Below are 11,024 nucleotides of genomic sequence, written 5' to 3'. Positions count from 1 at the left end.
GGCGTGTCGCGCGCCGTCTCGATCGCGACGGCGCCGGGCGACCGATGCCGTGGTGGTCGGGATGCGCCGAACTTGGATCGGGCGAATATTTCCTATTGATGGCGGAAAGTCCCGCGTCGTTCGACGGGCGCTATTTCGGCGTGAGCGAAGCCGACGATATTGTCGGCAAGGCACGGCTGATATGGCGGCGGTGAGGATCGCGCTCGCCGCGCTCTCGCTGCTCGCGGCGTCGCCCGCCGAAGCGCAGTCGGTCGATCGCTGGCGCCCCTATATCGCCGAGGCTTCCGAGCGTTTCGGCGTTCCCGTCGCATGGATCGAGCGTGTCATGCGCGCCGAAAGCGGCGGACGGACGACGCTGGACGGGCGCCCGATCGTCAGTCGCGCCGGGGCGATGGGCCTCATGCAGCTCATGCCGAGGACATGGGCGGACATGCGCGCGCGGCTCGGTCTGGGGCGCGATCCCCATGCGCCGCGCGACAACATCATGGCGGGAACCTATTATCTGCGGCTCATGTATGATCGCTTCGGTTATCCCGGCCTGTTCGGAGCCTACAATGCGGGGCCGGCGCGCTATTCGGCCTGGCTCGCGGGGCGGTCGGACCTACCCGGCGAGACGCGCGCTTATATGGCGAGCGTCGCAGGCCGGCGCGGATCGTCGGTTGCGGCGCCGCCCGCCGCCCTGTTTGCCGCTCGATCGCGACCGATCGCCGAAGCGGAAGCGCGCGAAGCGTCGCCGCCAATCTTTTTCATTCGCCGCTAAGCGGCGATAATTCGCGCGCGCTTGGCAATCGGAAGCGGCCCCATCGTGCGCCGCGCCATCGGCCCGTCGCGTTCCTCTTGCGTTATTGTTCTCTCTATGTTCTCATTTGGCAATGGAGCAGATAGACACGAATCGAATCGCCGAAACCATCCTCGCCGCGCCGGGTTGGGCGCGCGTCGGCATCACGGCGCCGGCGCCTCATATCCGGTCCGATGCCGCTCAGGAGTTGGCGCGTGCGGTCGTTGCGGCGATCGAGAAACATGACCCTGGTGCGACGTCCGCAGACCAACCAGCGCTGCCACTATAAGCAGCGGCTTGTTGGCCAGCCTGCCATGCGGAGGCTGGCCGTCTCTTGAAGAAATTCTCTGTAGTGATGCCAAGGCGAGACACGTTATTTGCGCGAAGCTTGAGATGTAAATAATTGTAAATCAATAATAATATATGAATGCCTTTGCCGCCATAATGACATCTTCTGCCAATTGACAATATGATAAGAAGCTTTCCCTATTCGGGCTGTCGCAGAATGATCGCGTCGTCGCGGTTGAGGGGGAGTGAGTTCATGAAAATCTTGATTTCTATCGGCGCGGCCGCTGCGCTTGCCGCCGTACCGGCGATCGCGCAGTCGACCGGCGACGCGCCCGCCGTGATCCAGCCCGCGCCGCGTACGATCACTTTGCCGGTCAACACATTGGTCCAGGTGACGCCGGCCAATGAAATCACCTCCAAGAAGATGAAGGAAGGGACCACGCGCGAATTTCTCGTCGTCAATGATGTCGAATATCAAGGCGTCGTCGTCATTCCTCGCGGTTCGCCGGTCGAGGCCCAAGTGACATGGCGGACGGGTAAAGGAATCGTTGGAAAATCAGCGAAATTCGAGCTGTCCTTCGATTGGGTTCGCGTTGGTCAGGCGAATTACAAGCTGCGCGGAATGCACCGGCAGGAGGGCCGCGGCAACACCGCGGGCGCGCTGCTTGGGGCTGCGATCATTACCGGTAAATCGGCAACCATGGTTCCGGGCCAGATTGTGAATGTCTTCACTGCAGAACCAATCATGACCACCAAATATCAATGATCGCGCTCCTTCTCGCCTCGATCGTTCCCGCGGGCCAGTCCTTCAACTGCACCCCGACAGCGGTGTGGGATGGTGACGGCCCGATCTGGTGCGCCGAAGGGCCGCATATCAGGCTGTCAGGGATTGCCGCGCGTGAAATGGACGGCTCGTGCAGCCCCGGCCATCCATGCCCCGCCGCCGACGCGGTGGCGGCGCGCGATCACCTGGTGACGCTCGTGGGAACGCGCCAAGGCATTTTGAGAACGGGCCATGTCAAGGTGGCCGGGCCAACGATGCGCTGTCGGTCTGCCGGCGGCGCCGGAGGCAATCGTACCGCGGCCTTCTGCGTGTCGCCCAAATCGGGCGATTTGTCCTGCGCTATGGTCCGCGATGGCTTTGCCGCGCGCTGGGATCGCTATTGGCAAGGACATCGGTGCGAATGAGTGCCCGCGCGAAAGATTGTGTCATTGGGCTGATTGCCACAATCTGCGCTGCCTGGGTGCTTGGAAACATCGCTTATGCGCTCTGGATCCGGATCTTCGCCTGAATCGATTTATCAATCTCGTCATGGCATTCTTTCGTAATGGGACGACGAAGGCAGGATAATTTTGGACTGATCGCACTCGTCGCGATCATTGCCTTCGCATTTGGCAAATGCTCGGGTGACAAAGAACGACCGTCGACAAGCTACGCTGAACCAGCGACCTTATTCTCCGATACGCCGACCATCTCACACAGCCCCAGCCGCGCGCATGGCGGGAGTGCTTTTGCGAACTGCTCGGAAGCGCGCGCGGCAGGCGCAGCCCCCGTGTACATAGGTGAGCCGGGCTATGCGCATCGGCGAAAGGTCAAGTGGTTGTGGGTCGACCGCGACGGCGTATCGGTTAGCGAGATCTACCGACGCAAGTTCAGCATGCGGACCATCTATCTCTTGGCCCGGGCGGAGCTCAATGTCCCGGCCCTCGAGCGCTACATGAACAGCCAACGGCGAGACCCGTCCGCCGCGACATCAACCCCTGATCCCTTCGTCCTCATCATTGACGAGATCAATCGCGCCAATATTTCCAAGGTATTCGGTGAACTGATCACATTGCTCGAGCCAGACAAGCGCATCGGTCAGCCCAATGAGATCAAGCTCCGCTTACCCTATTCGGGCGATGAATTCGGCGTTCCGTCCAATCTCCATATAATCGGGACGATGAATACGGCCGACCGCTCCATTGCCTTGCTCGACACCGCGCTTCGCCGTCGTTTCGAATTTGCCGAAATGATGCCTGATCCGGACCTTCTCGCCGACGCAGCCCAGCTTTGCGGGGTCGACCTTCCACGACTGCTACGCACACTTAATGAGCGCATCGAGTATCTTTTCGACCGCGAGCATCAGGTCGGCCATGCCTATTTCATCAGTTGCCAATCGCGAGCGGATCTTGATGAACGGATGCGCAAGCGCGTGATCCCGCTCCTGACCGAGTATTTCTACGAGGATTGGGCCAAAGTCGCAGCGATTCTCGGCGATCACGATGGAACGCGTATCCTCAAACGTGAGGAACTGAGAGCGCCCGCCGGACTCGACGAAGATGCCGACATGCCTCCAAGATGGCGCTGGTCGGTGCGGCATGGTTTCGGGCCCGACGCCTATTCTGGTCTTCTGTGATCCGCCGAACGCTCTTCGAATGGCAGTCGATCGCCTATGGTGACGATCCGGAGCAGATTCCTAGCTGGGCTGCTGACCGGCTGGCTGCGGTTGCGCGCAAATCTCCGCTTGGTGGAGATAATGGGGCACGCATTATAGCTCATGGCCGCAACGCGCTTCGGGCACAGCAGGTTGTAGGTATCATTGTCGCGGACAAGTGTGCGCTGGAAATCTTGCCAAAGATCGATCTGTCTTCTGGCGATGATGAAGCGCAAGAGGGCCTGATCCGCCGTAAGCTCGTCCATATGCTTGCCGTCGCAATGGATCTCGACATCGATGGCGGCGCAATCACCGAGCTTGGATGGCAGAGGGATAACCTTCTAGAAATTCTGATACGTCTTTTCAGCACCAAGCTTGTCGATGCGCTTCGACAGGGCATGCCTCGCCAATATGTTGAACATGAAGAGGATGTCCCGCGTATGCGCGGGCGGCTCGACGTTGGGCGGCAGTTCGCCCAGCTGGCAATGAATCCGGTCATGCTCGCTTGTCGGTTCGACGAACTGTCCGCCGACATCACGATCAACCAGATCATGAAGGCTGGGATCAATCGTTTGCGCCGTATATCAAACAGTACAGACAATCAGCGGCGTTTAGCCGAGCTGGACTTCCATTATGCCGACATAGCCGCAGTCCCTGCGCATGCACTACGTTGGGATCGCGTCAGTCTCGATCGGACGAATGCCCGGTGGAAAGAGCTACTCGCTCTTGCCCGTCTGTTGCTCGGCGAACGCTTCCAGACCACATCGATGGGTGAAACATCCGGCTTTTCGCTTCTGTTCGAAATGAACACATTGTTTGAAGAATATATTGGCCGGATGATGCGCCGAGCGCTCTCCGGCACCGGTTTGTCTGTCCATCTGCAAGGCGGACGCCTCTACTGCTTGGAAGCGATTGAGGATGGTCGCCGCAGCTTTCAAACCAAGCCGGACATATTGGTGAAGCGTGGCCGCGAGATCGTCCACATCGTCGACACGAAATGGAAACGCATCGCGGCGCGTATCGACGACGCTAAGCGGGGGGTATCCCAATCTGATGTCTATCAGATGATGGCCTACGCCCAGATTTACGGATGTAGGACGCTGACCTTGCTGTACCCGCACCACACCGCGCTTCGTAGCGCACCAGGATTACTCGATCGCCATAAGATTGGCGTGACCACGCAGCATTTGCACACCGCCAGCATCGATATCTCTCGGCACCAAATGGTGTTGCGACAGTTACGGTCTATGCTGCTTACTCCGGGACTGTCGGATGACTTGGAACACCACCTTTGGGAGAGCAGATCGGGGTAGCGGTCGTTCCAAGCGCCGAACGAGCGCGGCAGCTTCGCGCCCCATCTCAGCCATCCGGGGCCGGGATCAGTTCCGCTTGGAAGCGGTCGTTGGATCGGTGGGCGAAGCGCGCGGCTTCGCGGGAAGCAACTGCACACGCTTCATCTCGGTCAAAGCGACGCAAGAATTTCCATCCGTTTGACCTGATATTCCTCTTCGCTGATCAAGCCGCCGTCGCGTAGCGATTGCAGGTGCCGCAGCCGGCCCTCGACACTCTCTCGGCTCGCATCCGGCGCCCAAGCGGCGCGGCGAACGATGTCGGCATCGATCCGCAGCCGGTCGGCCAGCGCGCCCCGGAACTCGGCAATGATTGGCGGATCGGCATCGGCGGCGCGGCGCGATTTCACCAGCGGGAGCAAAAGGATCAACACCAGCGCCGCGCTCAGAAAGAGCAGCGTATAATAGACGGCCGCCGCGCCGATGGTTCGCAACGTAATGTCGCGTTGGCGGCCATCGAGATCGAGACAGAAGATATTGCGCGCGATACCCTGCTGTCCCGGCTTGTAGGAATAGCTCCGCGATTGGGTTTCGACCGTCCCGTCGCAGACATATGGTGCGGCGACCGTCACCAGCGGCGGATGAATCGCCCCGCCGGCGCTTGCCACCATCAACCCGCAAAAAGCACAGACGAGAATCAGCGCCGACAATCCGCATCCCCACCGCACTGCGGGTCCGGTCAGATTGCAGGAGGTGTTTCCCTGCCCCCTGCGGCGCAAGGCCGCGCGACCGACAAGCGTCAGGGCCAGTATGATCGCCGGTCCCAGCAGGAAAGGGAACAGGACCATGCCCACGGTGAATATCGTCGAATCTTCCATCGTCTATCGCCCGGAGGGCCATGGGGTGGCCGCCTCTGTGCCAGTCATGGCGGCGAGGCAGAAGCGTTCGGGCGCGTCCGCTTCGGGATCGGCGAGAAATTCGTCGCCGCAGTCATTGCGCGTCGCCCACAGGAACGTGCCATGATCTGCGGACACGGCATAGGGCTGGTCGCCGCGTCCGGTGCCGGCGATGCGCCGTTCGGCGTGCGTCGCCAAGTCGAACTGCGCGATCCCGGTGTCGGCGGGATAGATCAGGCGCGACCGCGCATCGTCGAACAGGAATTGCGCCAGTTCCCAACCGCCCCACGCGACCAGATAGGGCGCGCCGAGGGGATTGCGGGCACGGATGTGGAGATCGATCGTGCCCCGACCGCGATCCGCCGTCCAGACCAACCAGCGGTCATTGCCGCGAAGCGACTGGACGGCGTCGAGATCGTCGGAAAATTCGTCCTCCCGATACACCAGTCCGCCCGTCACCGATTCCCACCGATCCTGCGCCTCGGCGGGCTTGTCGCGCAGACGGCGGCTGCCTGTGGCCGTCGCGGCGTAATAGGCGGTCGGACCGCTCTCGCCGTCGCTGCCGTCGCCCCACAGCGAAGCGATCGCGAACAGCGTGTCACCTCGCCAGGCCAGCCCGGTGATCGCGGCCACGACATCGGCGGGATGCTGCGCGCGCGTGTCTGGCCGCGGCGTCGCGGCCGTCAGCTTGCGGTCGGCCACGCGATAGAGCCACAACTGGTCGGGACCGTCGAGTTCGCGGCTGGGCAGCAGGATGGCGACATGGCTGCCATCGGGCGACAGCCGCATCCCCGCAACCGGCACCCGCCCCGTCTCGACCAGTTCGGGCCGCGCGCGGGCGATGGGGCCAAGGTCGATTTCGCCAATCACCCGTGTCGCGATCGGCGCCGCGGCACGGTCGCCGAGGGTCTGGCGGCGACCCTGATAAACGATCGTCATGCAGTCATAGGCCTGATCATGGATCGAAGAGGCGGGATCGTTCAACTCGGCGAAGCTGCGGTCCGCGGCGCAGCGGCGGTCGCGTTCGCTCACCCAGTCGCGCTGCTCCGCCACGAGTTCCGCGCGCGCCGGACCGCTCAGCTTGTCCAGCACGGCGCGATAGCTTCGCGACAGCGCCAGGTCCTGCCAGCGCAAGGCGGCGTTGGCGCAGATGAAGCGATCGACCGCGCGCGTCGCCTTGCCGCAATCGAAGCTTGCCGGAACGGTGGCGGATGGCGCGGGCTGCGCGCGCGATGGAACAAGCATCGTCTCGCCAAAGACGACAGCAGCAGACAGGAACAGGCCGCCTAAGCGAATCGTCAACCCGCTAGTCATGGACGACAATGCGCGGATCGTCGCACAGGTTCTGCTGGCCGATGGGCAAGGGATCGCTACAGCAATCCTCCTCCTTTTCCTCGAACAGGACGGAAATTTCATAGGTGCAAACGCCGCCGGGGATGGTGAAGGTCCGCCGGCGCCCCGGAGCCAGCCCCTCATAGCCGAAGGCGTCGGAGTTCAGTTCGATATCATCTGGCTCGCGAAGCGCGATCTCCTCGACGCGGCGGCGGGTCTTGTTCGTCACGGTTACGGTAAGGTCGGCGGCGGGCGCCGCCCGCGCGGCGGTGCCGCAAAGCGCGATCAGCGGCCGCGCCGCCGCTACGACGCCATCGAGCGGATAGCGCGCCGCGACCCCGCCCACGTCGATCGTCAGCTGTCCCTCCGCCGCCAGTATCGATTCGAGCGGCGCATCGAGCGGCACTTGCGCCTTCAGATGCAGCAGATCGTCCATCTCCTGCGTCTGCACCGTTGCGCGAAAGGCCGCGACCGCACGCCCGTTGCTCAGACGAACCGGCAGGCTCTGCCCTGCCGCCGCGCGAAGTGGTGGATGGGTCATATAGGCCGATAGTTCCTGGCCACGCTTGTGGCAGATGAAGATCAGCGACGTATCGTCGCTCTCGGGCACGCCATAGACGAGCCGCGTCTGCTCGCCATGATCGACGCCATACCAGCGTGGCCGTTCATCCTGCGCTTCGGTCGGCACGGCAGCAAGAACCAGCACGGATGCGAGCAGTGCGCGCCAATGCCGCGGGGTTGGCGATCCTGGAAATCGGGCCCTTGCTTGCCCTTTGCGGGTCATGGCTTCTGTCTCCGGGCTTTTCGGAGGGAGGGCCTGCCCGTGCTGCACAACATACGGGCAGGCCCGACGGGGAAGACCGGACAGGGACGGAGGAAAGCCGATCGGCAGTCTCTCCCCATTCGGCCCGCTGATACGCCGACGGGTCGCTGCCGACGCATCTGCTCCCGCATCAAGTTCCGGGCGCCGGCGAGAAATCGGCGGGCATCGGATTCGGCAATGGGTGTTCGCGCATCATTTTCTCCCTGCCCCGCCGTGATGCCATGCCGGCTCGCATCCGTCTCGGACCAAAGGGAACGCGAGGTGGACCAGGCGGCACTCGGTCGATAGGGTGCGATCTTTAGCGTCGCCCCGCCATCGTTGGCGGCGCGATGCCACTGGAGGGGCGCGGCGTGGATTCGGCTTTTCTGTCGCAGCGATTATCGACCGCCTCGATTCCAGCCCGCGAGCGCCTGCCGATGTGGCGCGAGGTCTTCGGCCAGGCGATGGTTCGGATCGACATAGAGCCGGCGGCGGACACGCCATTTCACGCCGAAGGAACGCTGTGCGCGCTGCCGGGTGCCGCCTATGCCTCGGTCTTCGCATCGCCGGTGCGGGTAACGCGAACGCACTGTCTGATTGCCGCCGATCCGGCGGAGATGCTCTATCTGATCACCGCGGACGCGCCGCTGGAAATCAAGCAAGGCGGGCAGGAGCATATATTGGCGCCGGGCGACTCGATCTTCGTGCGCGGCGGCGAGGTCAGCGCCATAGCTTGCCCGAGCCGGAGCCGTTTCACCAATATCGCCATCGCGCTCGACGATCTGCGCGCCTTCTATTCCGACGCGGACGATCTGGCGATGCGGGTGGTGCCGCGGCAGAACGACTTGCTGGGCCTTCTCCATGCCTATGTAGACATGCTTCGCCTGCGCGCCGCGGCGGCTGCGGGCGCGGCGGGGCCGCTTGTTGCCGGACATATCCGCGACCTGATCGCCGCCATCGCGGCGGGGGATATCGACGGCCCGCCGCTGCCCGAACAGCCTGGCGTGAAAGCGGCGCGGCTGCGAGCAATCAAGGCCGAGGTCGCGCGCCGGCTGTGCGATCCGCACCTGGGCGCCGAGGATGTCGCGCGGCGATGCGCGATCAGCCCGCGCTATGTCCGCCGTCTGTTTCAGGAGGAGGGCAGCAGCTTTTCCGCCCACGTCCTCGGACACCGGCTCGACCGGGCGCATCGCCTGCTGTTGCACCCAGGACAGACGTCGGGAACGATCTCGGCGATCGCCTATGCCTGCGGCTTCGGCGATCTATCCTATTTCAACCGCACCTTCCGCCGACGCTTCGGAATGACCCCGTCGGATTTGCGCGGGAAAAGTGCCTGACAACCCCGGATTGATCGGGGCGAACTGAATCACGCCTTGCGACAAGCTCGCTGCCAATCGGCGAACACGCCCTGCCATCCCCACCCCGACTGGTGGACCAGTTCGGTCAAAACATGCGCCAGATTGGCGGGGGCCGACGCCGCATCCTTGTCTCCCGCGATCTCGACGCGACCGTCTGCGATGCGCAGCGCAATCTGCCGCCGAATGGCCTCGCTCGGCGGCGTCACGGTCAGGCTGGCGTCATAGATCAGGTCGGCATCGGGGTGGGTGCCATCGCGTGGACGGAGGCTGCTGCTCATCCGGGCTTCGCTTGCGTCCATCGGCTTGTCGCCGCGGATCAGCGACACCTCGCGCGCCAGCACGCAATGCCGTTCAGATACAAAGGTCAGCCGCATCCCGATCGTCCGCTTTCCGTCGCGAAATTCGCGGGAAACAAGCAGCCGGTCGGGCCGTCCCGCCGGTGTCTCGATCCTGAGTTCGAGCCCTGCATTCGCCAGCGACCGGACCCGCTGCTTCAGCCTGTGTTCGGCGAGCGGCATGGCGCCGGGCGCTGGCGGCACCCAGGCCGTCCAGGCCGCGAGCCACAGCATGAAAACGATCATGATCGCGAGATAGGCGCCGCCGAAGGTCAGCAGAAACCGCCATTGCACGAACCAGTTTTCCGGACCGCTTCGCATCACATAGATGGCGGGGATGAACGCCCCGAACATGGTGAGTGCCCAGGCGGTGATGCCTATCTGCGAACGACCGCCTTCGCCCGCCAATATGGCCCACAGCAGCAAGCCGAACGGCAGCAGCGCACAGACGATCCCCATGGGCGCGATCCGGCCATCGCGCAGCCACAGCCAGCCGAGCGACGCAGCGCCCGCCAGCAGTAACAGCAGCACGGCGGCGACCACCGGCGGGTTCAGTAGCCGGTTCACGGCTTCTCCGGGCCTGCCACCTTGGCGATGATCCTCTCCACGCCCGCCTCGATCCCGCCGGGGACATCGCCGCGCCGGAACCGCGGCAGGACCGCCCCGTCCAATATCGCCTGCGCGGCGGCATCGGGCAGGCGGGCCGCAAGATCGCGGCCGACCGCGATCCGCGCCTGCCGCTCGTTCGGCGCGACCAGCAGCAGGATGCCGTTGTCCTTCATGCCACGGCGATCGGCGATTTCGGCCCCGAAGCGCGCGATCTCGGTCCCGCCGAGCGACGGCGTCGTGACGACGACAAGCCGGTGTCCGCTATTCTGCTCGAAGGTCTGGATCAGGAAGGCGATCGCCACTTTGCGGTCATCGGACAGCAATTTGGCTTCGTCGGCGATGTGGCCTTGCGCGAGCCGGAAAGCGATACCGGCATCATCCTGTTGCACCGCATCGGCCCAGCTTTCCGCGCCCAGATCGATGCGCGTGATGCGCGGTGGCTTGCCGGGGCCGTTGATCGGCAGATACCAGATGCGCGCGGGCATGCCGTTCGCCAGGCGTACCGCCGGCTTCTCCTCGGTGCTGCCGCGGTTGGCGAAGCCCGCTTCCAGCGCCCCCCAATTGACATCGAAATCGACGTCGCCGCCCGAAAAACGCTCGTAATGAGAGTAAAAGGTGGCGTCGGTACTCCGGCGCTTGCCGCGTGCACGCGCCATGCGCCAATCGTGGATCGGTCCTTCGACCTGCTTCGCCTCGCCCCTCGCCACCGCCTGCGTGACGCGGCGATAGTCCCACCACGGCACCGCGCCCGACGCGAGCATCGTGAAGACGCCGATCACGATGATGGGATAGCTGTTCCAGCCCGGTTTTCCGAACCCCCATTTCATCACCGCGCCGACGAGGATCAGCGCCAGCCCGATCAGCGGAAACTGCCAGTCGATGCTGTCGTTCGCGATGTTATAAACCGTCGTGTAGGTCAT

Annotated in this window: 13 protein-coding genes; 8 read left to right on the top strand and 5 right to left on the bottom strand. The window is 63.5% G+C overall.

All coding sequences use genetic code 11. The features are described from left to right. From OJI97_RS05830 to OJI97_RS05805, 7 genes are all read left to right on the top strand, one after another. Nucleotides 1-194, top strand: a 194-nt coding sequence (locus OJI97_RS05830; RefSeq protein WP_297661993.1) for a S26 family signal peptidase, incomplete at its 5' end; no start/stop codon positions are given. Continuing rightward, the gene (locus OJI97_RS05825) at nt 182-760 is read left to right on the top strand and encodes a lytic transglycosylase domain-containing protein (protein WP_297661991.1); all 579 of its coding nucleotides are present in this window, start codon (nt 182-184) and stop codon (nt 758-760) included. The genes OJI97_RS05830 and OJI97_RS05825, both read left to right, overlap by 13 nt. Nucleotides 761-872: 112 nt before the next feature. Then, nucleotides 873-1,067 (top strand): DUF6771 family protein, encoded by a 195-nt coding sequence (locus OJI97_RS19015; protein ID WP_337180781.1) that lies wholly within the window; start codon nt 873-875, stop codon nt 1,065-1,067. 252 nt (nt 1,068-1,319) lie between these two features. Then, the gene (locus OJI97_RS05820; protein ID WP_297661989.1) at nt 1,320-1,832 is read left to right on the top strand and encodes a hypothetical protein; all 513 of its coding nucleotides are present in this window, start codon (nt 1,320-1,322) and stop codon (nt 1,830-1,832) included. Continuing rightward, the gene (locus tag OJI97_RS05815) at nt 1,829-2,254 is read left to right on the top strand and encodes a hypothetical protein (protein ID WP_184101149.1); all 426 of its coding nucleotides are present in this window, start codon (nt 1,829-1,831) and stop codon (nt 2,252-2,254) included. The genes OJI97_RS05820 and OJI97_RS05815 overlap by 4 nt, the downstream gene beginning before the upstream one ends. Before the next feature lie 140 nt (nt 2,255-2,394). Further along, the gene (locus OJI97_RS05810) at nt 2,395-3,465 is read left to right on the top strand and encodes an AAA family ATPase (protein WP_297661987.1); all 1,071 of its coding nucleotides are present in this window, start codon (nt 2,395-2,397) and stop codon (nt 3,463-3,465) included. Further along, a complete protein-coding gene (locus OJI97_RS05805; RefSeq protein ID WP_297661985.1) occupies nt 3,408-4,796 on the top strand; it encodes a restriction endonuclease in 1,389 nt (462 codons plus the stop codon). The genes OJI97_RS05810 and OJI97_RS05805 overlap by 58 nt, the downstream gene beginning before the upstream one ends. A 149-nt stretch (nt 4,797-4,945) precedes the next feature. Here the strand turns inward: OJI97_RS05805 and OJI97_RS05800 are convergent, their stop codons facing one another. The 3 genes from OJI97_RS05800 to OJI97_RS05790 are packed head-to-tail and all read right to left on the bottom strand — an operon-like array spanning nt 4,946 to nt 7,706. After that, the gene (locus tag OJI97_RS05800) at nt 4,946-5,650 is read right to left on the bottom strand and encodes an SHOCT domain-containing protein (RefSeq protein ID WP_184101168.1); all 705 of its coding nucleotides are present in this window, start codon (nt 5,648-5,650) and stop codon (nt 4,946-4,948) included. A gap of 3 nt (nt 5,651-5,653) precedes the next feature. Next, nucleotides 5,654-6,970 carry a lysozyme inhibitor LprI family protein gene (locus OJI97_RS05795; RefSeq protein ID WP_297661983.1) on the bottom strand — a complete coding sequence of 439 codons (1,317 nt, stop codon included), beginning with the start codon at nt 6,968-6,970 and terminating at the stop codon, nt 5,654-5,656. 4 nt (nt 6,971-6,974) lie between these two features. Further along, nucleotides 6,975-7,706: a hypothetical protein gene (locus tag OJI97_RS05790; protein ID WP_184101172.1), complete on the bottom strand. Its 732-nt coding sequence runs from the start codon at nt 7,704-7,706 to the stop codon at nt 6,975-6,977. 467 nt (nt 7,707-8,173) lie between these two features. Between OJI97_RS05790 and OJI97_RS05785 the strand changes: the two genes are divergently transcribed. After that, on the top strand, nt 8,174-9,139 hold the full coding sequence (locus tag OJI97_RS05785; RefSeq protein ID WP_184101174.1) for an AraC family transcriptional regulator: 966 nt from the start codon (nt 8,174-8,176) through the stop codon (nt 9,137-9,139). Between the two features lie 29 nt (nt 9,140-9,168). Here the strand turns inward: OJI97_RS05785 and OJI97_RS05780 are convergent, their stop codons facing one another. Further along, nucleotides 9,169-10,062, bottom strand: a complete 894-nt coding sequence (locus OJI97_RS05780) for a hypothetical protein (protein WP_184101176.1) — start codon at nt 10,060-10,062, stop codon at nt 9,169-9,171. Further along, nucleotides 10,059-11,024 carry a YgcG family protein gene (locus OJI97_RS05775; protein WP_297661979.1) on the bottom strand — a complete coding sequence of 322 codons (966 nt, stop codon included), beginning with the start codon at nt 11,022-11,024 and terminating at the stop codon, nt 10,059-10,061. Before OJI97_RS05775 ends, OJI97_RS05780 begins: the two co-directional genes overlap by 4 nt.

Origin of the sequence: Sphingopyxis sp. (genome assembly GCF_025869345.1) — a bacterium.
Taxonomy (GTDB): Bacteria; Pseudomonadota; Alphaproteobacteria; order Sphingomonadales; family Sphingomonadaceae; genus Sphingopyxis.
Note: the sequence above shows the minus strand (reverse complement) of the source record. Positions and strands in the feature narration are given on the sequence as shown.

Bases quoted from the DNA above. Each gene is read 5' to 3' on its own strand.
- OJI97_RS05825 (WP_297661991.1), top strand. From the start codon at position 182: ATGGCGGCGGTGAGGATCGCGCTCGCCGCGCTCTCGCTGCTCGCGGCG.
- OJI97_RS19015 (WP_337180781.1), top strand. From the start codon at position 873: ATGGAGCAGATAGACACGAATCGAATCGCCGAAACCATCCTCGCCGCG.
- OJI97_RS05820 (WP_297661989.1), top strand. From the start codon at position 1,320: ATGAAAATCTTGATTTCTATCGGCGCGGCCGCTGCGCTTGCCGCCGTA.
- OJI97_RS05815 (WP_184101149.1), top strand. From the start codon at position 1,829: ATGATCGCGCTCCTTCTCGCCTCGATCGTTCCCGCGGGCCAGTCCTTC.
- OJI97_RS05810 (WP_297661987.1), top strand. From the start codon at position 2,395: ATGGGACGACGAAGGCAGGATAATTTTGGACTGATCGCACTCGTCGCG.
- OJI97_RS05805 (WP_297661985.1), top strand. From the start codon at position 3,408: ATGGCGCTGGTCGGTGCGGCATGGTTTCGGGCCCGACGCCTATTCTGG.
- OJI97_RS05800 (WP_184101168.1), bottom strand. From the start codon at position 5,650: ATGGAAGATTCGACGATATTCACCGTGGGCATGGTCCTGTTCCCTTTC.
- OJI97_RS05775 (WP_297661979.1), bottom strand. From the start codon at position 11,024: ATGACCTACACGACGGTTTATAACATCGCGAACGACAGCATCGACTGG.